The 22025-nt window shown below is 59.8% G+C and carries 15 protein-coding genes; 7 read left to right on the top strand and 8 right to left on the bottom strand.

Annotated features, from left to right (window positions below):
• Position 1 precedes the first annotated feature (1 nt).
• Genes narJ through A6F69_RS05060 form a run of 4 tightly spaced genes read right to left on the bottom strand, consistent with a single transcriptional unit; the run spans position 2 to position 8752 of the window.
• Positions 2 to 706 carry a nitrate reductase molybdenum cofactor assembly chaperone gene (gene narJ, locus A6F69_RS05075; RefSeq protein ID WP_144573743.1) on the bottom strand — a complete coding sequence of 235 codons (705 nt, stop codon included), beginning with the start codon at positions 704 to 706 and terminating at the stop codon, positions 2 to 4.
• The gene (gene narH / locus A6F69_RS05070) at positions 706 to 2235 is read right to left on the bottom strand and encodes a nitrate reductase subunit beta (RefSeq protein WP_067598203.1); all 1530 of its coding nucleotides are present in this window, start codon (positions 2233 to 2235) and stop codon (positions 706 to 708) included. The genes narJ and narH overlap by 1 nt, the downstream gene beginning before the upstream one ends.
• Positions 2232 to 5969 carry a nitrate reductase subunit alpha gene (locus A6F69_RS05065; RefSeq protein ID WP_067598200.1) on the bottom strand — a complete coding sequence of 1246 codons (3738 nt, stop codon included), beginning with the start codon at positions 5967 to 5969 and terminating at the stop codon, positions 2232 to 2234. The genes narH and A6F69_RS05065 overlap by 4 nt, the downstream gene beginning before the upstream one ends.
• Positions 5966 to 8752 (bottom strand): nitrate/nitrite transporter, encoded by a 2787-nt coding sequence (locus tag A6F69_RS05060; protein ID WP_211352821.1) that lies wholly within the window; start codon positions 8750 to 8752, stop codon positions 5966 to 5968. Before A6F69_RS05060 ends, A6F69_RS05065 begins: the two co-directional genes overlap by 4 nt.
• Positions 8753 to 8930: 178 nt before the next feature.
• Here A6F69_RS05060 and A6F69_RS05055 point away from each other — a divergent pair, with 178 nt between their 5' ends.
• Positions 8931 to 9626, top strand: coding sequence for a helix-turn-helix domain-containing protein (locus A6F69_RS05055; RefSeq protein WP_067598194.1), 696 nt, complete (start codon positions 8931 to 8933; stop codon positions 9624 to 9626).
• Here A6F69_RS05055 and A6F69_RS05050 read toward each other — a convergent pair.
• Complete coding sequence (locus A6F69_RS05050; RefSeq protein WP_067602518.1) at positions 9623 to 10837, bottom strand: hypothetical protein; 1215 nt, start codon at positions 10835 to 10837, stop codon at positions 9623 to 9625. The genes A6F69_RS05055 and A6F69_RS05050 overlap by 4 nt on opposite strands.
• An 82-nt stretch (positions 10838 to 10919) precedes the next feature.
• On the opposite strand from A6F69_RS05050, the gene A6F69_RS05045 reads away from it, so the two are divergent.
• The 4 genes from A6F69_RS05045 (at position 10920) to A6F69_RS05030 (ending at position 14581) form a co-directional block, all read left to right on the top strand.
• The gene (locus A6F69_RS05045; RefSeq protein ID WP_067598191.1) at positions 10920 to 11390 is read left to right on the top strand and encodes a hypothetical protein; all 471 of its coding nucleotides are present in this window, start codon (positions 10920 to 10922) and stop codon (positions 11388 to 11390) included.
• Positions 11391 to 11440: 50 nt separating this feature from the next.
• Positions 11441 to 12052 (top strand): carbonic anhydrase, encoded by a 612-nt coding sequence (locus A6F69_RS05040; protein WP_067598189.1) that lies wholly within the window; start codon positions 11441 to 11443, stop codon positions 12050 to 12052.
• 112 nt (positions 12053 to 12164) lie between these two features.
• Positions 12165 to 12884: a superoxide dismutase gene (locus tag A6F69_RS05035; RefSeq protein ID WP_067598186.1), complete on the top strand. Its 720-nt coding sequence runs from the start codon at positions 12165 to 12167 to the stop codon at positions 12882 to 12884.
• A gap of 119 nt (positions 12885 to 13003) precedes the next feature.
• On the top strand, positions 13004 to 14581 hold the full coding sequence (locus tag A6F69_RS05030; protein WP_245638294.1) for an acyl-CoA dehydrogenase family protein: 1578 nt from the start codon (positions 13004 to 13006) through the stop codon (positions 14579 to 14581).
• A 29-nt stretch (positions 14582 to 14610) separates the two neighbouring features.
• On the opposite strand, the gene ipdC is transcribed toward A6F69_RS05030, so the two are convergent.
• Positions 14611 to 16245: an indolepyruvate/phenylpyruvate decarboxylase gene (gene ipdC, locus A6F69_RS05025; protein ID WP_067598183.1), complete on the bottom strand. Its 1635-nt coding sequence runs from the start codon at positions 16243 to 16245 to the stop codon at positions 14611 to 14613.
• Between the two features lie 333 nt (positions 16246 to 16578).
• Between ipdC and A6F69_RS05020 the strand changes: the two genes are divergently transcribed.
• Both A6F69_RS05020 and A6F69_RS05015 read left to right on the top strand, forming a co-directional pair.
• On the top strand, positions 16579 to 18600 hold the full coding sequence (locus A6F69_RS05020) for a ribonucleoside triphosphate reductase (protein WP_144573739.1): 2022 nt from the start codon (positions 16579 to 16581) through the stop codon (positions 18598 to 18600).
• 1 nt (position 18601) lies between these two features.
• Complete coding sequence (locus A6F69_RS05015) at positions 18602 to 19339, top strand: anaerobic ribonucleoside-triphosphate reductase activating protein (protein WP_067598179.1); 738 nt, start codon at positions 18602 to 18604, stop codon at positions 19337 to 19339.
• Positions 19340 to 19422: 83 nt separating this feature from the next.
• Here the strand turns inward: A6F69_RS05015 and A6F69_RS05010 are convergent, their stop codons facing one another.
• Both A6F69_RS05010 and A6F69_RS05005 read right to left on the bottom strand, forming a co-directional pair.
• Entirely contained in the window at positions 19423 to 20625 is a 1203-nt protein-coding gene (locus A6F69_RS05010) for a tyrosine-type recombinase/integrase (RefSeq protein WP_067598176.1), read from the bottom strand.
• Positions 20622 to 21776 carry a site-specific integrase gene (locus A6F69_RS05005; protein ID WP_245638293.1) on the bottom strand — a complete coding sequence of 385 codons (1155 nt, stop codon included), beginning with the start codon at positions 21774 to 21776 and terminating at the stop codon, positions 20622 to 20624. Before A6F69_RS05005 ends, A6F69_RS05010 begins: the two co-directional genes overlap by 4 nt.
• Positions 21777 to 22025: the final 249 nt, after the last annotated feature.

The following is a 22025-nucleotide window of genomic DNA, read 5'->3' as shown; positions in this document are numbered from 1 at the left end:
CTCAGCTCCTTGCCGAGGATTGAGTAGCTGGGGTTTCGCGCATCCGATCGAGCATCTCGCCGACCTTCGGACAGGCTGCATTTGGATCGGGGACCGCTTCGGCGCCGAAACGGATTTCCTCTTCTTCCCACTGCGCATCCAGTTCTTCGAGGCTTTCCGGATCTTCCGCCGGAGGAAGCGCGTTCTTCGCCTCTTCGTCCATCTCGACCCCGGCTATGTCGCACAGCAGGGCGAACAGCGGAGCATAGTCGGACCCCTTCTCGGCCAGCCGCGCGGCCAGGGCGACCAGCACCACCCCCGGTTCGGCCAGCATGTCACGCGCGGCCTCATCTGGAAGGGTCGAACAATAGTCGAGGAATAGAGGCAAATAATCGGGCAGTTCATTGCCGGTCGGCTCCAGCCCTGCGGCGAGATACCGCTCACGCAAGTCCACCATAGCCTGGCCGCGATCGCGACTTTCGCCGTGAACATGCTCGAACAGATGCAGGCTGTGCGCCCGCCCCCGATCGAACAGTTCGACATAGGCTTCTTGCGCATCATAAATGTCACTCGTGGCAAGCCGAGTCAGGAGCGGATTCAGAGCCTCGACGGATTTGGCCTGAAGTGAGCGGTCATCATTGAGCCGCTGACGGATTTCGCCTGACACTGACTGCAAGTCCTTGCTCGGATATTGCAGCAGTAGAGAAAGCAAATGGAGCGACTTCATCAGAATACCTCCGTCGGAGTCTGGAGTTTCTTGCGGGCGGGAGGAGCGCCAAACAGGTTCGTTTCGCCGCTGCCACCGGAGCAACCGTTACCAAAGGAAAAGCCGCACGAGCCGCGCTCGTCGAACATGTCTTCGGCATCCTCGCGGTGGCCGGTCGGGATCACGAAACGATCTTCGTAATCGGCCAGCGCCATGATCTTGTACATTTCCTCGATTTGCTCGCCGGTGAGGCCGACATCGCTTGCGATGGTCTCATTGTGGACACCCTCGACCGTCTTCGCCCGCATATATCCCCGCATCGCAAGCATGCGTTCGAGGCACACCGCAATCGGTTCCTCGTCTCCTGCGGTCAGCAGGTTGGCGAGATATTTGAGCGGGATGCGCAAGGACCGGATATCGGGCATGCCATTGTTGATCGCGATATTCCCGGCATTGGCAGCCGAACTGATCGGCGACAGTGGCGGAACATACCAGACCATCGGCAGCGTGCGGTATTCCGGGTGGAGCGGGAAGGCGACCTTCCATTCCATCGCCATCTTGTAGACGGGCGAATTGCGCGCCGCTTCCAGCCAGGCTTCAGGCACGCCATCCTTGCGCGCCTGCTCGATCACCTCGGGATCGTTGGGATCGAGGAAAATATCGAGCTGTGCTTGATACAGATCCTCGACATTTTCCGCCGAGGCGGCCTCTTCGATCCGATCCGCATCATACAGCATCACGCCGAGATAGCGGATGCGGCCGACGCAGGTTTCACTGCAAACCGTCGGTTGACCCGCTTCGATGCGCGGATAGCAGAAGATGCACTTCTCACTCTTGCCGGTTTTCCAGTTGTAGTAGATCTTCTTGTACGGGCAGCCCGACACGCACATGCGCCAGCCGCGGCAGGCTTCCTGGTCGATCAGGACGATGCCGTCTTCCTCGCGCTTGTAGATCGCGCCCGATGGGCAGGCCGCCACACAGGTGGGGTTGAGGCAGTGTTCGCACAGCCTCGGCAGATACATCATGAAGGTGTTTTCGAACTGGCCGTAGATCTCTTTCTGGACGCCTTCGAAGTTGTAATCTTCGGAACGCTTGGAGAACTCACCCCCGAGGATTTCCTCCCAGTTGGGACCCCACTCGATCTTCTCCATCCGCTGGCCCGAAATCAGGCTGCGCGGACGCGCCGTCGGAAACGCTTTGCTCTCGCCCGCCTTCTGCAGATGCGCGTAATCGAAGGTGAAAGGTTCGTAGTAGTCGTCGATTTCGGGCAGATCGGGGTTGGCGAAGATCTTCGCCAGAACCCGCCACTTGCCGCCCATCTTGGGCCGGATCGAACCGCCGGGCGTGCGGACCCAGCCACCATTCCAGCGCTTCTGGTTTTCCCAGTCCTTGGGATAGCCGATGCCCGGCTTGGTCTCGACATTGTTGAACCAGGCATATTCCATGCCTTCGCGGCTGGTCCACACGTTCTTGCAAGTGACCGAGCAGGTGTGACAGCCGATGCATTTGTCGAGGTTCAGCACCTTGCCGATTTGTGCGCGGATCTTCATGCTGCATTCTCCCCTTCAGGAAGCGCTTCTTCGAGCCAGTCGACTTTCTGAAGCTTGCGGACGATCACGTATTCGTCGCGGTTCGACCCGACCGTGCCGTAATAGTTGAAGCCATAACTCTGCTGAACGTAGCCACCGATCATGTGGGTTGGCTTCAGCACTGCACGGGTCACCGAATTGTGAATGCCGCCGCGCTGGCCTGTCAGAGGCGATCCGGGGACATTCGTAATCTTCTCTTGCGCATGGTACATGAAGAGCGTGCCTTCCTTCATGCGCTGGGACACCACCACGCGGGCGACGAGCGCTCCGTTGGCGTTGAAGGTTTCAACCCAGTCATTGTCGACGAGGCCCGCCTTCGCCGCATCAACCTCGCTCATCCAGACGATCGGCCCGCCGCGCGACAGCGTCAGCATCAAGAGGTTGTCGGTATAGGTCGAGTGGATGCCCCATTTCTGGTGCGGCGTGATGAAGTTGAGCACCACGTGCGGTGCGTTCTTCGCTTCATCGAGCATCGGCTGCACGGCCTTGGTATCGATCGGCGGGCGATAGACGCAGAACCCTTCACCGAAGGCGCGCATCCATTTGTGATCCTGATAGAGTTGCTGCCTCCCGGTTAACGTCCGCCAGGGGATCAATTCGTGCACGTTGGTGTAACCGGCATTGTAGCACACGTGCTCGCTTTCCAGCCCCGACCAGGTGGGAGAAGAAATGATCTTCCGCGGTTGCGCCTGAATGTCGCGAAAGCGGATCTTCTCTTCTTCCTTGGGCACCGCGAGATGGGAGTGATCGCGGCCGGTATTCTTCGACAGCGCCTCCCACGCCTTGACCGCGACTTCGCCGTTGGTTTCCGGTGCAAGCATCAGGATGACCTCGGCGGCATCGATCGCGCTCTCGATCCTCGGCGCGCCCTTATCCGAGCCGTTGGGCTTGGTGGCACCATTGAGGTTCCGCAGATTTTCCACCTCCCTCTCGGTGTTCCAGGCAATGCCTTTTCCGCCATTGCCGAGCTTGTCCATCAAGGGACCAAGCGAGGAGAACCGCTCATAAAGCGCTGGGTAATCGCGCTCGACGAGAGCAACGGTTGCCATCGTCTTGCCAGGGACAGGTTCGGCCTGTCCCTGGCCCCAGTCTTCGACCTCGAAGGGCTGGGCGATCTCGTTAGGACTGTCGTGCTGGATCGGGCTCAGGACCACATCCTGTTCGACGCCGAGAACCTCGGGGGCAACTTCGGAGAACTTCTTTGCGATCCCCTTGTAAATGTCCCAGTCGCTGCGCGATTCCCAGACGGGGTCTACCGCCGCCGACAGCGGGTGGATGAAGGGGTGCATGTCTGACGTGTTGAGATCGTCCTTCTCATACCAACTCGCGGTCGGCAGGACGATGTCGGAATAGACACAGGTAGTCGACATGCGGAAATCGAGCGTGACCAACAGGTCGAGCTTTCCTTGCGGCGCATCATCGTGCCACTTTACTTCCTTCGGCTTCTGGCCACCGATCTCTCCCAAGTCCTTGCCTTGCACGCCATGCGCGGTGCCGAGCAGGTGCTTGAGGAAATATTCGTGGCCCTTGCCCGAAGAACCGAGCAAGTTGGAGCGCCACACGAACATGTTGCGCGGCCAGTTTGCCGGATCGTCCGGATCGAAACAGGACATTTCCAGCTCACCCGACTTGAGCTGCTCCGCCACATAGTCCTTGGCGTCCTTGCCCGATACCTTTGCGGCTTTGCCCACTTCGAGCGGATTGGTCTTGAGCTGCGGCGCGCTTGGCAGCCACCCCATGCGCTCAGCGCGGGCGTTGTAATCGATCAGGCTCGCGTCCCATTCGCCCTCCGGCGCGGTCGGCGAGAGGATTTCGTCCACGTCGAGCGTTTCATAGCGCCATTGGTCGGTATGCGCGTAGAAAAAGCTCGTCGAATTCATCTGCCGTGGCGGTCGGTTCCAGTCGAGCGCAAAGGCAAGCGGGAGCCACCCGGTCTGCGGCCGAAGCTTTTCCTGCCCGACATAGTGCGACCAGCCACCGCCCGACTGACCCACACAACCACACATCACCAGCAGGTTGATGATGCCGCGATAGTTCATGTCCATGTGGTACCAGTGGTTGAGACCGGCTCCGAGGATGACCATCGACTTGCCTTTGGTTGTCTCGGCATTGCCGGCAAATTCTCGCGCAGTGGTGATGATCTGATCTGCCGGCACGCCGGTGATCTTTTCGGCCCAGGCCGGGGTGTAGGGGACCATTTCGGCGTAATCCCGCGCGACATGGTCTCCGCCAAGACCCCGATCGAGACCATAGTTTGCGCAGAACAGGTCGAAGACGGTCGCAACGAAAGCCTTGCCCTCCTTGAGCTGGAGCTGGCGCGCCGGCACCCGGCGATTGAGCACGCTGGGATGATCGGTCCCTTCAAAATGATCGTGTTCGCGATTGCCGAAATAGGGGAAGGAGACCTCGACCACCTCGTCGTGATTGCCTTCGAGGATGTTGGTCATCCTGAGCGCGGTGTCGTTGCCCCGCCCGTCTTTCTCCTCCAGGTTCCATTTGCCCTGTTCGCCCCAGCGGAAGCCTGCGGAGCCGTTGGGCACAACGACCTCTTCGGTGTTGTCGTCGATCGCGACGGTCTTCCAATCGGGGTTGTTATCTTCCTCAAGATCCTCGAGGAAGTCGGACGCGCGCAGCAACCTCTCAGGCACATAAGCTCCGTCCTTTTCGACGAGGCGCACCAGCATCGGCATGTCGGAGTATTTGCGGCAATATTCCTCGAAATATTCTGCCTGACGGTCGAGGTGATACTCGCGCAGGATGACATGCCCCATCGCCATGGCGAGCGCCGCGTCGGTGCCCTGCTTGGGATTGAGCCACAGGTCGGCGAACTTGGTCGCCTCGGCATAGTCAGGGCTGACCACGGCAACCTTGGTTCCGCGGTAGCGTGCCTCGGTCATGAAGTGCGCGTCGGGCGTGCGCGTTTGCGGCACGTTTGAGCCCCACATCATCAGGAAGCCGGCATTGTACCAATCGGCGCTTTCCGGAACGTCGGTCTGCTCACCCCAGGTCTGAGGGCTGGCGGGTGGCAGATCGCAGTACCAATCGTAGAAACTCATGCAGGTGCCGCCGAGCAGCGAGAGATAGCGCGAACCGGCCGCATAGCTCACCATCGACATCGCGGGGATGGGCGAGAACCCAATCACCCGGTCCGGGCCATAAGTCTTGGCGGTGTAGGCGTTGGCTGCGGCGATGATCTCGTTCACCTCATCCCAGGTCGAACGCACGAAACCGCCATGGCCCCTGATGGCAGTGTAGCTCTTGCGCTTGGCCGGATCCTCGACGATCGATGCCCATGCCGCGACGGGAGTCCGCACAGCACGCGCTTCGCGCCACAGCTTGACGAGCCGCGAGCGGATCATCGGATATTTCAGCCGCTGGGCCGAATAGATATACCAGCTGTAACTTGCCCCACGAGGGCACCCACGAGGCTCGTGGTTCGGCAGATCGGGCCGCGTGCGCGGGTAGTCCGTCTGCTGCGTTTCCCAAGTAATGATCCCGCCCTTGACGTAGATCTTCCAGCTGCACGAACCGGTACAGTTCACCCCGTGGGTCGACCTCACAATCTTGTCGTGCTGCCAACGCTTGCGATAGCTGTCCTCCCAGTCACGGTTCTGGTTGGTTGTGATCCCGTGGCCTTTCGAAAACGGTTGCTTGGCCTGTTTGAAAAAGGTGAGGCGGTCGAGAAGATGGCTCATGCGGTTGCTCCCTTGAGCTGAGCTGGTGTTCCAACCGGGGCTGGCGCCCGGCCGCGTTCGATATCGTGCAGCAAACCGCCGCGGCGGGTGTAGGCCCACCAGGTCAATGCCGCACAGCTGGCGTAGAAGATGAAAAAGCCCCACAGTGCGGCCATCGGCGAACCGGTGGAGGCAATCGCACTGCCGAAGCTCTTGGGGATGAAGAAGGCCCCGTAGGCGGCGATGGCCGAAGTGAAGCCAACGATCGCAGCGGATTCCTTCTCTGCCTGGCGAACCCGGGCCGTTGCATCGAGTTCCGGCATCAGGCGCGGGACTTCCTGGCGCATGATGTTTGGGATCATCTGGAAGGTCGAGGCATTGCCGACACCGGTCATGAAGAACATGAAGATGAAAGCGCCCAGGAAGCCCCACCAGTTGGCCGCCTCGAGGAAGTACACCACCCCGAGCACGCCCAGCATCATGAGGACAAAGACCCAGAAGGTTACTCGCGCACCGCCCCACTTGTCCGATACCCAACCGGTCGCAGCACGGCTAAGCGCGCCCACAAGCGGCCCGAGGAAGACGAACTGGAGCACATCCACGTCCGGGAATTGATGCTTGGCGAGGAGCGGCAGGCCAGCGGAGAAACCTATGAAGCTCCCGAATGTGCCGGTGTAGAGCCAGCACATCAGCCAATTGTGCTTGCGCTGGAAGATCACCGACTGTTCGGAGAAGCTGGCTTTCGCGTCGGCGATGTCATTCATCCCGAACCATGCCAGCAGCGTGGAGACCATGATGAACGGCACCCAGATGAAGCCGGCATTCTGCAGCCAGAGTTCGCCGCCTTCCGCAGTCCGCTGGGGTTCACCGCCCAAGGCCCCGAAAACGCTGGCGACAATCACCAACGGTACCAGGAACTGCATCACCGAAACCCCCAGGTTTCCGAGTCCGGCGTTGAGCGCTAGCGCATTGCCCTTCTGTGCCTTCGGGAAGAAGAAGCTTATATTCGACATGGAGGAGGCGAAGTTGCCGCCACCAAAGCCGCACAGCAGGGCGAGAACGAGGAAGATGATATAGGGCGTGTCCGGGTTCTGAACCGCATAGCCTATCCCGAAAGCCGGGATCAGCAGCGACGCGGTCGACATGGTGGTCCACAGACGACCGCCAAAGATCGGTACGACGAAGCTGTAGAAGATTCGCAAGGTCGCGCCCGAAAGTCCCGGCAATGCCGCTAGCCAGAACAGCTGATCGGTGGTGTAGTCGAAACCTATCGAGGGCAGCTTCGCGACCACCATCGACCACACCATCCAGACCGAGAAGGCTAGCAGCAGGGCGGGAATCGAGATGTAGAGATTGCGCCGCGCAATCCTCTCGCCCGATTGCTCCCAGAAACCGGGATCCTCAGGTTTCCACTCGGTCAGCACCTTGCTGGGAGTAGCGACAGCTTGCTTCTCCTCATCGTGCAGCTCTGCCATTTCCGGGAATTCGGGTAGCGAGCGCGTATCGATCCCGCTGGCCTTCTGCTCCATCTGCCGGATGGCGATATGCATCCATGCGAGCGCAACGCCCACCAGGGCAAACAAGACCATGAAACAGCTGGTCCAGATGCCCGTCAGGTCACTGACCGCACCGAACACGATCGGCAGAATAAAGCCGCCGAGCCCACCGACGAGGCCCACGAGACCGCCCACCGATCCAACGTGGCCGGGATAGTAGACCGGAATGTGCTTGTAGACCGCCGCCTTGCCGAGCGACATGAAGAAGCCCAGCACGAATACAGTGATGACAAAAGGCACCAGGTTCATCGAGGTCGAGAACGTGATGTCGCCTTCGATCCCGTGGATGACGTAATCGGTCGCCGGATAGGACAGCATGAAGAGGCAGATCAGCGAGACGCCGAAGGTGGCGTACATGATCTTGCGCGCGCCATATTTGTCCGAGAGCACGCCTCCATAGGCGCGGAATACGCTGGCCGAGAGCGAGAAGGTCGCAGCGAGCATGCCCGCCAGCTTCACGTCGATACCGTAGAGGCCCACCATGTAATTGGGCAGCCAGAGCGCGAGCGCCACGAAGGCACCGAAAACGAAGAAATAGTAGAGCGAGAAGCGCCACACCTGCTCATTGCGCAGCGGTTCGAGCTGTTCGAGCAGGCTTTTTGCCTTCACCCCGCTAGTCTTGCGGGCCGCGAACTCGGGATCATCCTTGGCAAAAAGGTAGAACAGGACGGCTACGATCGCCAAGGCTCCCGCCCAGACCTGGGCCACGCCCTGCCAGCCGATCGCCACCATAACCCACGGCGCAAGAAACTTGGTCACTGCCGCACCGACATTGCCCATTCCGAAGAATCCGAGCGCCGAGCCCTGCTTTTCAAGCGGGTAGAACTTGGAAACATAGGCGACGCCAACTGCGAAGCCGCCGCCCGCCAAGCCCAGACCCAGCGCCGCCAGCAACATCATGAGATAGCTGTCCGTGTAGGACAGCAGGAAGGTCGATGCCGCGGAGGCGAGCATGGTGATCGGGAAAACGATCCGGCCACCATGCTGATCGGTCCACACCCCGAGCAACAAACGGCTGAGCGAACCGGTAAGGATCGGCGTTCCGACCAGCAGTCCGAACTGCGTATCGCTCAGGCCCAGTTCCGCCTTGATTTCGATCCCTACGATCGCGAAGATCGTCCAGACAGCGAAGCAGATCGTGAAGGCAAACGTGCTTAAGCCCAGTGCCCTGTTTTGCTCACCGCTCGTCGCGATTTCCTGACCTTGCATGATTCGATCCCTGTTTTGGCATTTCGGACGGAACTGCAATTGCTCGAGGTTGGTCGAGGCTCTTTGACCAAGATCAAATTGGCAGGAGCGGGCTGGAAAATCTCTTCTCAGCATGACGAGGCGCAATGGTGTCGCCGAAATAGATCATGCATTCACTTGATAATGATCAAGTGAAGGGCTAACGCGTCCACTTCAACGAGTTGGAGTCTCGACAGTCATGAGAATCGGCGAGAAGCCTGAAATCGCTCGGCTTCCGCTGTTTCGGGACATGGGCGAAGCGCAGCGCGATACGATCCTTGCTGGGGCCTATCTCCAGGTATTCCCTCCCCAGCTTACGCTGTTCGAGAGGGGGCAGGATGCGGACTTCCTGCATGTCCTGGTCGATGGGCTGGTGGAACTATTCGTGGAAGGCGCCGGACGAGATACGACAATGCGGATCGTAGAACCCGTCGAAAGCTATATCCTCGCTGCCGTCGTAACCGACACCCCCTATTTGATGTCGGCACGCACGCTCGCATCCTCGCGCATCCTGCTCGTTCCTGCATCAGGACTGCGCGAAGCCATTCAACATGATGCTGCCCTGATGCAGGCGACCATGCACGAGCTCGCACATGGCTATCGCGATCTCGTCCGCGCGCTAACGGACATGAAGGTGCGGCAGTCGGCCGAGCGGCTGGGCAATCACTTGCTCGAGAAATCCGCCCGGCAAGGCGGGCAGTGGGAGTTCGAACTCAAGGGTGAAAAGCGCTTGCTCGCCTCGCTGCTTGGCATGACGCCCGAAAACCTCTCGCGCGCTTTCGGTACGCTCAGGAAACACGGCGTCTCGCTCGATGGCTCAAGGGTGAGGATCGAGGACCGCGAAAGCCTTGAGCGCTATTCCCGGCCCGATCCGGTGCCGCCGGACCTGCGTTAGAAACTGACCTGGACTTGCAGCCATCCTTTTGTGGTATCGACACTGAACCCTTCCGCTTCGTATTGCGCGAACTTCGCCAGAACGGTCAGGTTCTTCTTTATCGGATACACTACAAGTAGGTTCACTTCGCGTCCGTAGGACAGCTCGATCTCTGTAGCGTCGAAATCGTGCACGATACCGCGCAACAACAACCCCTTGAGAGGCGATCCGTCGCCGAAACGATAGCTCACATCGCCATAGAAATCGCGCAGCCCGTTTGGCGGCGTGGCGAGGAACTTGTCGGCCCAGCCGTTAAATGCGTGCAGGGTCGCCAACGGTGTCTGCAGCCCGGTCGATCCGTTGCCTTCCAGTCGCTCCAGGCCGACCTTGGCGGTGAAACCACCGGTCGAAACCCCTGGCTCGAGCAACAGGTAGTCGAGCGAAAAATTGCCCGGATTCGGCCCCAGATCGCGTTGGTTGGCGTATTCGGCGGCATACAGGATTTTCGTACTGCCGCTTACCGGCTGCGAGCCCGCAAGGCGCAAACCCAGTGTTTGCGAGCTGGCGGCGGGCGCATCGGGGATATCGAGGAAGTAGCCATAGGCAGAAACCGCACCGACTGACGGAATGGCGTAGCTGGCATTGACGGCGTGGATATCGTTATCCCGCCAGATTCCGTTGGGGGAATCCGGCCCAAAGATCCGGTTGACCCGCCATGCATGGAAGTACTGAATCGATGCCCCTTCGACGGGCTTCACCGATAGCTGTGCGAGGTCGAATGTCTGGTCGTTCTGGCGCCAGTCGACCGAACCGATCCAGCGCTGATTGTCGAGGTTGACCTTTTGCCGCCCGGCGACCGCTTCGATCGCCGGATCAGGGCGCCACCGCACGAAAGCGCGGTTGAGCAAAGCGTCGGAAGGATCGGCGACAACCGGGAACTGGACCAACCCGTTGGTGGTGTCGTTAAAATCCTCTGGCCCTATCCGGACCACGGCCTCGCCTTCGACCAGCGCGCTCAGACCGTTCCACTCGTCGGTCTCGACCCCGCCCCTGATCCTGAGTGTCGACGCGGTGGCATCTTCGGGCAGGTTTTCCTGGTCAACCACTTCGAGTCGGTACCTCAAATCGAGGTAGGGGTCGATCGGCAGACCATTGCCGTCATCTGCGAAGGCGGCGGTCGGCGAAAGTGTCGCCAGCGAAGCAGCCGTAAGGCTGAGAAGGTGTGTTTTCATATCGCCCGAATAGACTCGCAAGCCGAGATGTATTTGATGCTGATCAAAGTTGTGCAGACGATAAGAGCTAGAAGGCAAGACCATGATCTTCGACGACTTCACTATTGCTCGCGCGCTGCATGTCGTCTCCATTGCCGGCTGGATCGGCGGAGTCTGGTTCGTCACATTCGTAGTGATGCCAGCCATCGCGAAATCTGAACCACCCGAAGAAAGGCTTAGTTCCTTTCATCACATCGAGCAGGGCTTTTCCGCTCAAGCCAAGGCATGGGTCCTGCTGGCTGGCGCCTCCGGGTTCTGGATGGCATGGCGTGGTGAAATGTGGTCGCGCTTTGCCGAGCCGGGTTACTGGTGGATGCATGCGATGCTTGCCTTGTGGATGGCGTTCTTTGTGATGCTGTTCATTGCCGAACCGCTTTTTTTGCACCGACGGATGGCGCACTCACAAACACCCGAACGTGATTTTCGCCTGATGGTTCGGGTGCATCAGGTTCTTTCGATTGCCGCCCTCCTGACGACACTTGGTGCAATGGCCGGCGCTCATGGAATACTCTGAATGGGATGGCTCAAGAGCTGTCAGCGAAAACCGAAGGATGATCAGACCAAATGGAAGAGCTACCGCAACTTACGCCCGATGAAGCTCTGGAACTCTTGAAGGAAGGCAACCGGCGCTTTCTCGATGATACGACCTATGAGCCGACCATGGACCGCATGCGGAGGCTCGAGCTTGCGGCGGCGCAGCGCCCCTTTGCGGCCTATCTGAGCTGTTCGGATTCGCGCGTCCCGCCAGAGCTGCTTTTTGAACGCGGGCTGGGCGAGCTTTTCATTATCCGCAACGCAGGCAACACGCTGTGCACGACGGCACTCGGTAGCCTCGAATTCGCGGTCACGAACCTCAACGTGCCGCTCATCGTGGTGATGGGGCACGAAGCCTGTGGCGCGCTCAACGCCGCGGTGTCGCTTGCAAGGGGCAAGGCGAGTTTCTCCGGAAACATCTCCAAGGTTTTGCAATCGCTGCTCCCAGCCGTGCTTGAGACAGATCCTTGGGCGGATCACATCGTCGACGCCGCCGCGATCAGCAATGTCCGGCGCGTGGTCAGAGAGCTGCGAGAGGAAGCTTCACCCGCATTGCTCGCGCCGCAACGCCAGGGCACGCTCAAAGTGGTTGGTGCCTTCTATCATCTCGATAGCGGGACGGTCGATTTCCTCGAGGATTGAGACGGGGTCGAAATCGCTTTGATCTGAGACAATGACACGAGACGAGATATTCTTAGAATCGCTCAATGGGCCCATTCTATTGTTGATTGAGTGAAGTTGGGAGTCTGCCTCGATGAGCAATCTAACCAGACGCGAAGCTATGGGAACGGCGGCGGTTGGTGTCGCGGGAGCGGCGCTGGCTGGTGCGGTTGCAAGTGAGGCGGTTGCGCAGGACCAGGTTCTTGCAGCTTCCTTTGCGGGCAATCACACGCCCAAGCCGTTGCGTTTCGATCCAGCTAATCTGACCGGACTTTCCGAACGACTCATTACATCGCATTGGGAAAACAATTACCAGGGCTCGGTCCGAGGTCTGAACACCATCGAAAAGCGCCTCGCCGCCGCGACGGCCGACCCGGACCATCCAACCGTCGCTTATTCCGGATTGAAGCGCGAGGAACTGCACCGCTCGGGTTCTTTGGTGCTGCATGAGCTCTACTTCGCCGGGCTTGGTGGGAACGGCAATCCGGGTGGCTCGATCTACGAGGCGCTGGACAGTTGGTTTGACAACTATGAAGCTTGGGAGGCCGAGTTCCGCCGCACCGCCATGTCGCTGGCGGGCGGATCAGGATGGTGCGTCCTCACGTGGAACGCGCACACACGCTCATTACACAACTACTGGGCGTGGGATCACATGCACGGCGCGGTAGCGGGCGTACCGCTAATCGCGCTCGATATGTATGAGCATTCCTATCACATGGACTACGGCACCGCTGCCGCGCGTTATTTCGACGCCTTCATGGCCAATCTCGATTGGGAAGTGATCGATGCGCGGTTCCAGGCCGCCACGGCCTGACCAGAGTTCCTCACGCCGGTCGCCGTCCATTCAAGAGGCGTGTGCAAACAATGAGCCCAAAAGGAGGCACCGAACTTATGGAGTTGCGCTACCCCGCTAAGGGGTCCGAGACCCACGAGGTGACCAATCAGCCTCCACCTCTCATAGGCTTCAATCGGTTCCGCTCGGATCGGGCGCTGCAAGACGCCGTGATCCGGTCCGGAGCGGGCAGCCACGCCGAACGGCTCGATGGTTTTGGCGAGAAGACGGGCTCGGACGAGGTCATCGGCTGGGGCGAGGACGCGAATCAGAATCCCCCTAGGCTCGAGACTCATGACCGCTTCGGTCACCGGATCGACGAAATCCGGTTCCATCCTTCCTATCATCAATTGATGTCGTTGGGACTCGACGAGGGAGTGGCGGCGGTCGCCTGGGATGGAACAGAGGCAGGGCATACGCTTCACGCCGCGTTGAGCTTTCTGGTTGGTCAGGCCGATGCCGGAACCGGTTGCCCGATGACAATGACTTACGCAGCCGTGGCAGCGCTCGGCCTCGATCCTGACATGGAAAATGTCTGGATCCCCAGGATTACTGCCTCGCGCTACGATCCGGCAGTCCGGCCTGCATCGGAGAAGGCGGGCGTCACAATCGGGATGGCCATGACCGAAAAGCAAGGCGGCTCGGACGTCCGCGCGAACACCACCAAAGCTCGGGCGGGAGACGAAGCATACCGGCTCACCGGGCATAAATGGTTCTGTTCAGCACCGATGTGCGACGCCTTTCTTACCTTGGCCTACACCGAAGCGGGGTTAACCTGTTTCCTTGTCCCCAGGTGGACGCCGGATGGCGAACGCAATGCCGGTTTTCGCATCATGCGCCTCAAGAACAAATTGGGCGATCGCTCGAATGCCTCATCGGAGATCGAATATCACGATGCCTATGCGGAGCGGGTTGGAGAGGAGGGGCGCGGGGTGGCAACGATCATCCAGATGGTTCAGCATACCCGACTGGATTGCATTGTCGGCTCCGCTGCGACGATGCGCGCCGCGTTGGCCGAGGCCATATGGCACACCAGCCATCGCACGGCGTTCCAACGCATCCTGGCGGACCAGCCCGCGATGGCCGCTGTTCTGGCGGACCTTGCCGTGGAGAGCGAAGCAGCAACCGCACTAGCGTTCCGTGTCGCAGCCGCATTCGACCGCCAGGAACCGCTGGCCCGTCTGCTGACACCGATCTCCAAGTACTGGGTCTGCAAGCGCGCGCCGGGCATGGTGTATGAAGCGATGGAATGCCTTGGTGGCGGCGGCTATGTCGAGGACGGACCGATGCCGCGCTTCTTCCGGCAATCACCTCTGAATGCAATCTGGGAAGGGTCGGGCAACGTCATCGCGCTTGATGTCTTGCGAGCGATAGCACGCGAACCCGATGCGCTCGACTCCTTACGGGAGTTTCTCGAAGAGGCACGCGGCAAACACCCGTCATACGACCACTGGATCGAGTCGCTCGAATTCAGCGACAGCGGTGAGCACCGTGCACGCAATATGGTCGAGAGGTTGGCGCTGGGGGCACAGGCAGCGGCGCTGATTAGTGCGCAAAGCCCGGTTGCCGAGGCGTTCTGTCGTTTACGGCTTGTGAGCCCATCGCTGGCCTATGGCGGATCGGACGCCGTTATCGACTCACGCGTCATTTTCGAACGGGCAAAGCCAGCAATCGGCTGATGCAACGAGGCGCGATGGCGCGGCGGCCGCTATTCATTCGCCAGCGCCGAAATCCGCCTTATGGCCTGCGTAAAGCGTTGCAATGCAGCAGACGTGCTGCCACGCGGCAGCATCGCTTCGATCAGGTAGAAGCCGCCCTCTTCTTCGACCGCTCTCTTCAGCGCCTCGGCGAGTTCGGAGCAGGTCTCAACCCGGTCTCCCTTCCCGCCCAGCGATTGCGCCAGATCGGCATAGTGGAAATCGGCGAGGTCGGTGTAAGCGTCGGCTGCCGCGAAACTGCGGAGCATCCCCCAGCCCTGATTGTTGAGAACGATAACGATCGGTGACCAGCCATAGCGTTGGCAATTTCCGAGTTCCCAGCCGGTCATCTGGAATGCGCCATCGCCGACGAGCACGATCGGGCGACGACCTGTCACAGCGTTGATGGCAAGCCCCGCGGGGACGCCCGTTCCCATCGAAGCGTAGTATCCTGGCGCAACCAATTCGGTATCGGCGACTTCCAGGCCGATGAACAGGCAGTCTCCGACATCGGCGGCCATCGGCATTGGCCCATGAGTTTCGAACAGGTCGTTGATGCCGATGGCGATATGCGACGGTGCCAGCCGCGTCGCGTCGTCGGGCAAGCCAACCACGTAGGATGCACCGCTCGCCGATCTGGCCGCCCCGATCGGCTCGGCGATTTCGGTCAACGCGTCGATCAGTGCTTCGAGTGTGACGTCTGGGTAGATGTGGTGAGCGAACACCACAGTGCGATCGAGCGCGCGGATCGATGCCCGCATATCGATCTCGCGGCCGGACACGCCAAAATTCGTGTCGCAAACAATCACCCCCAGCATCAGCAGACAATCTGCGCCTTCAACTGTTTCGGCAACCTCAGGATCTCCGGCAGAACCAAGATAGGTGCCGAGCAGTGGCAATTCCTTGGTTGCAAACAGCCCTCTGCCCATGAAGCTTGTCGCAACCGGAATGCACAGGGTCCGGCATAGCTCGGCGATCCTGTCTTCGAGGTCGTATCGGCGCGCTTCAACGCCAACGAGGATTGCAGGGGACGAAGCCGCCCGTAGCTTGCTGATGATCTCGCTGGCGCAGGTTCGCGCACTATCAAGGTCAGGGGGCGGCAGATGCATTGGAGGCACTGATGCGCACGGCATGTCGACAAGATCGCGAGGGAACTCGATATAGACCGGTCGCGACAGGCTGATGGCGGTGTCGAGCACTCTCGCGATCTCTTGATGTGCGATTGCCGGATCGTCGAGAGTGCATTGGGCACACGTCAATTCGCGGAAAACTTCGAATTGGGAGTTGAGGCTCTTGACCTGGTGGTGCAGGCCCAGCCCCAAGACCCCCTCCTGCGCGCCCGGCGCTCCCGAAATGACCACCAGGGGCGATTTCTCAGCATAGGCCTGAGCCACGGCGTTCACCATGTTGAGGGCACCGGCACCGTAGGTGACAGCCGCAACGCCCAAACTGCTCCCGATCCGGCTGGCGGCATCCGCCGCATAACCGACCGAGGGTTCATGGCTCAGCGTGTGCAGAGGCAGAATGTCGGTCTCGGAGATGGCGCGAAAGAAAGGCAGGACAAAATCACCGGGAATTCCGAAAACCCGGTCCGCTCCGCGATCCTTGAGCGCCTTGAGCAACGCCGTCGCCACTGTCTCCGACAATCCGTTTCTCCGCAGGTCCACGATGCGCGCCCAAAGCGCGAGGCATCGTCACATGTGCCGCGCGGATAGGTCAGCGATACGGCTAAGGCTTTGACCGAAATCAAGAATGCGATCCTACCATAAGGGGGGGCACCCGGGCCTGATCTGGGGATCGCATGACTATTCCTTGATGCCGCGAAACTCGCCCGAAACGCTCCATCGAGAAAATTTCATCGGTTTGACATTTATCAATCCAATCTTCCTATCTTGTGCCTAGGATTCCATAACTAACACTACATGTTGTGTCTAAGCCGCTCGCCAAGAGCTGGTTCGGATCAGGGAGAGAATGGAACCATGACGCTGAAACTGAAGAACGAAAGTGCTTGCGAAGCGCATGCAGCGAATGATCGTTCGTATGACCAAGTAGGCATTCGTGACGCACTCCGGGGTGGCCGCGAAATCAACTGCTCCGAAACCGTCGGTGAGTATATCTCGGGTGCCGACTGGCGGATCAAGGCCAACGCCAATGTCGGCTATTCGCACGCCGGCCTCATCAGCAACGTCGCGGGCAAGGTGATCGCCAATTTCTGGCTCGACGAAGTCTACGCGCCCGAGGAGGGCCTGGCGCACCGGCAGGGTGACATCCATATCCACGATCTCGACTGCCTGACCGGGTATTGCGCCGGGTGGTCATTGCGCGCACTGCTGAACGACGGGTTCAACGGTGTAGCCGGGCGCGTCTCGTCTCGCCCGCCACGACATTTCCGCGAAGCGCTTGGCCAGATGAGCAACTTCCTCGGCATCCTGCAATCGGAATGGGCCGGCGCGCAGGCGTTTTCGAGTTTCGACACTTATCTGGCGCCCTACGTCTTCTACGATAATCTGACATTCGCCGAAGTGAAAAAGGCGATCCGGCAGTTCGTTTACAACCTCAATGTGCCGGCGCGTTGGGGGCAATCTCCGTTCACGAACATTACGCTCGACATCGTGGTGCCCGAAGACTTGCGCAGGCTCTATCCGACCTATCGGGATCGCCACCTCTTCGCCGGGATCGAGGATGACACCCTGCTTGCACGGGCACAGGCCCGGGACATGGGTTTGCGATCGCTGGAAGACATGACGTTTTCCCACTTCGCTCCGGAGATGGAGCTGATCAATCTCGCCTATTATGAGGTGATGACCGAAGGCGATGCGACCGGCCAACCCTTTACCTTCCCGATCCCAACCGTGAACATCACCGAGGATTTCGACTGGGACAGCAAGGTAGCCACCGCGATCTTCGAGAACGCGGCGAGGGTCGGATCCTCCTATTTTCAGAACTTCATCGGCAGCCAGTATATCCGTGATCCGGAAACCGGGGAGCGACGCCCCAACCCCGAAGCCTATTCGCCGGGCGCGGTGCGATCGATGTGCTGCCGCCTCCAGCTCGATCTGCGCGAGCTTCTGAAACGCGGAAATGGCCTCTTCGGGTCGGCTGAAATGACCGGTTCGCTCGGCGTCGTGACCATCAACATGGCCGCACTCGGCTATCGCTTCAAAGGCGATCTGCCAGCCCTGATGGATGAACTCGACCGGTTGATGGATATCGCGAAGTCAACGCTCGAGAAGAAGCGCGCTTTCGTCCAGCAGATGTACGATCGGGGATTGTACCCCTTCACCGCCCGCTATCTGCCCTTCTTGCGCAACCATTTCTCGACCATCGGGGTCAACGGGATGAACGAAATGGTGCGCAACTTCACCAAGGACGCCTCTGACCTGACCGAGCCGGATGGGATACAGATGGCGCTGGACATCCTCGACCATATGCGTGCGAAGCTGGTCGGATATCAGGAACAGACCGGCAATCTGTACAACCTCGAAGCCACCCCGGCCGAAGGCACCACCTATCGTTTTGCCAAAGAAGACCAGAAGCGGTTTCCCGATATCCTGCAGGCAGGCGGCAGGGAGAACATCTACTACACCAATTCGTCGCAGATCCCGGTCGATCACACCGACGATCCCTTTGAAGCGCTCGAGCTACAGAATGACCTGCAGTGCAAGTATACTGGAGGCACGGTGCTCCATCTCTACATGAGCGAGAAACTGTCGAGTGCCGATGCCGCGCGGAACTTCCTGAAGAAGGTGCTGACCAATTATCGACTGCCTTACGTCACGCTGACGCCGGTTTTCTCGGTCTGCGACACACATGGCTACTTGCAGGGCGAGCAACCGGAATGCCCCAAATGCGGTGAAAGGACTAAAGTCTGGACCCGGGTGATGGGATACTTCCGTCCCGTGGACAGCTTCAACAAGGGCAAAAGCGGCGAACACCGCGAGCGCCGCCATTTCACCGAAGCTGCCGCGATGATCGGCGACCTCTTTGCATCACCGCACTGAGATGGAATCGGTTGCAACATTGCCGGAGGGCAGACGGCACGTCGAAAGGCGTGCCGCCGTCCCGTTTCACGGGCTGACCCCCTTTACGATGCTGGATTTTCCGGACCGGGTCGCCTGTATCATCTGGGTTGCAGGCTGCAACATGCGTTGCGGATACTGCCACAACCCTCAAATCGTGCTGGGACAAGGCAGCATAGGCGAGGAGGAAATTTTTGCGTTCCTCACCAGACGTCGGGGGTTGCTCGATGGCGTTGTGCTTTCCGGCGGGGAGGCGACGAGTTGGCGCGGGCTGTTCGATTTCGCGGTGAAGGTCAAAGCGATGGGATTTGCCCTCAAGCTCGACACCAACGGTCTGCGTCCCGATGTGGTCGCCCGATTGCTCGAAGCGCGATTGCTCGACTGGATCGCGCTCGATTATAAGGCGCCGCCTACCAAGTTTCAGCGTGTGACCGGCGTCAAAGGCTGTTCCCGGTTTTCATCGACGCTGGACCTGTTGTGCAGCCAGAACACGGTCCCATTCGAGGTGCGCACGACCGTACACAGCGACTTGCTTGACGAGGAGGACGTGCTCACCATGGCCAGCGACCTTGCCGGTCGTGGCTATCGCGGTACCTATGCAATTCAGCAAGCGGTCTCCGGCGAAGTTCGGTCAACGCTTGGCGACCTTCCGGAAAACAAGCTCTCGATCAACCAGCTGAGGCTCTCGGCGGAAAGCCAGATCACGCTTCGATTTCGTTAGCCGGCCCGGGTGACTTGAGAGGCAACGATTTGACTTACTTGTACGGGGCTATAGTATTCATAGCGATTTCAATCTGACTTTATCTAGGCGCGCGCAAGCATGTCTTTGATCGCATCTCCTATTTTCTGTGCTGCATCAAGCAAATGCTCGTCATCGAGGTGAGCATATCGAGCAGTCGTCTGCACATTGGCATGGCCGAGCAGACGCCCGATCATCGGCAAGGTTTCCTTGTTCATCGCCGCGTGGCTGGCATAGGTGTGACGCAGGTCGTGGATGCGAACGCCGGGTAGTCCGGCTTCGTCTCTGAGCCTGCGCCAGAATCCATTCACGCACCGCAGCGGCTTGCGGTAGCTGTAATTCCAGAACGGGTATGGAATCCTCTCGAAGCGCGGTAGCGTGCCAATTACTTCGCGGGCTGCCGAGCCCAGCCATACCGTTCGTGGTCCGGTCTTGCTGTCGCGCAAGTGCAGTCGGTTGCCCTTGATGTCGCTCCATTCGAGCGTGAGGATTTCGCTCTTCCGGCAACCTGTCAGCAGCAACAGCGTGATAGCCGCACCCGCGCATTGCTTCGTGCGGTCGTCCGATGATCGCAGCTTCGCCAACTCCGCACCCAGACGGGCCAGCTCATCATTGGTAAGGAAGCGCTCGCACTGGCGCTTGCGGTTGGGCCGGACGGAGCGGCACGGGTTGGTGTTTTCGAGCCGGTAGCCCCATTCCTCGGCCTTGTTCAGCATGTGCTTGAGGATTTCAAAGGTTCGGTTTGACGCTCCCGGCCCGGTCCGATTGTTGAGGTCCGCAAACCAGCTCGTCACATGGCCCTCGTTGAGTTCGTCGATGTAGACCCCAGCAAAGGCGTCATCGAGATAGCGGCGGCGGTAGCCGGTGTGCGTTTCCAGGGTCGATGCTTTCCAGCGTGGTGCCCAGCGATCCCAATACTCGGTCACGAATTCGGCGAAGCTCGGAGCGGACCGGATTCGTTGACGTTCGGTCGCCGGATCGCGACCGACCTGCGCGTAAGCGATTACGCGGCGCGCAACCATTTGCGCCTGGTAGCGCGTGAGGACCGACGCAGGCCCGATTGTCACGGTGCGCATACGACCTGCCATGCGGGTCTGGACGATGTAGACATTGCGACCGCTCGGATAGTGGCGGATGCCAAAGCCGTGCTCGACACCGAGCCAGGTCGTGGTGCGCGCCTTGCCTTTGGGAACGAGCTTGAAGTTGACGGTTGCCCCAACCTCGGCAAGCGCCTCCTCGACGATCTTCTTGAGACTGGCGGCGGTCATGGCCTTAGGCCAATCGCCTGCGCCAGCGAGCCTGATACCCGCTCGGCGGCTTCGCCGATCACGTCATCGGACAGATGCGCATATTTGGCGGTTGTCTCGACCAGTTTGTGGCCCAGCAGCTTGCCGATGGTCGATAGCGGCACGTTGTCCATGATCGCGGTCGAAGCGAAGCTATGGCGCAGGTCGTGGATGCGAACGTCAGGCAAAGCGCATCGCCGCCGAAAGCTGTACCACCACGTATCGAAGTTGAGCGGGCGTTTGCCAGTACGGTTCGGGAATACCAGCTCGCAATCCTCGCGCCGCTCGATCCCGGCAAGGACATCCTGCGCCTGCGTGTTGAGCCAAATCACCTTGGGGCCGGTCTTGCTGTCTGGCAGCAGCAGTCGGGGCGGCATCACCCACTCCCAGCGCAGATTCTCGATTTCGCCCACGCGCGCGCCGGTGAACAAGAGCAGGCGAGCGATTGCGACCTCTGCCGGTCGGTCTTCCTCAGCCTCACGCAATGCCGCTCCGATCCTGCGATACTCGGCTGGCGTCAAATAACGTTCGACGCTTTGCCGCTTGTAGCGCGGCATGCCTCGGCAGGGGTTCGAACCTGGCCGACGCATCTTGAGCGCTTCGGCATATTTGAACAGCGCTGACAGAACGGGCACGGCGCGGTTGAACTTCACCTCGCTCTCTCCCGCGCATCCATCGCGCCAGCGGTGGATGTCTGGTGGGAGGATGTCCGCTACGCGCGTGTCACCAAATGTGGGCTTGATGGTGAGCCGCCACGCATTCCAGTTCCGCTTTGTGGTCGATGGCTTCCAGACGCGCGAAAGATCATCCCAATTGGCCTCAACGAAATCCGTCATCGTCGGAGTGGCCTTCACCACTGCGCGCTTGGGCAATCCATCGAGCGCGGCTTCGGCAAGGATGCGACGGGCCTGCGCCCTCGCCAGCTCCGCCTCAAGCTCGTCGGTTCGGCCAAGGGTGATGCGGCGATGCTTACCGCGATGGCGCAAGCGAACGAACCAGAAGTAATTCCCGCTCGGCCTCACGCGCAGACCGAAGCCTGCAAGTTCGGTGTCCCAGATGCAATATTCGCGCTCGCGCAGCGGCAATTTGCGACGGGCAAAATTGCCATCAAGAAGCGCTCTGCGCGCAGACATTCGACGTTTGGGGACCATATGGCATTCGCCCCTGTCCAAACTGCCCCCGGAACCCTTGGAAATACTGTCATTTGCGGGGACCGGGCGGCATTCAATAGCGCCCTCTCTACCGAGCACCTTGAGCGTTTCGCGCACTGATTTTATTGCACTTTTTCCCAAAACACAGCAGTGCTACTGCGTACGGTGTGCCTGTCAAGTTCCAATGTGCACGAGTGGTGCCAGTCGAATGCACTGACTGATCTAGGGAAG

The sequence above is a fragment of the Altererythrobacter ishigakiensis genome (assembly GCF_001663155.1).
GTDB classification, from domain to species: domain Bacteria; phylum Pseudomonadota; class Alphaproteobacteria; order Sphingomonadales; family Sphingomonadaceae; genus Erythrobacter; species Erythrobacter ishigakiensis.
This window is presented reverse-complemented; position numbering and strand designations above follow the sequence as displayed.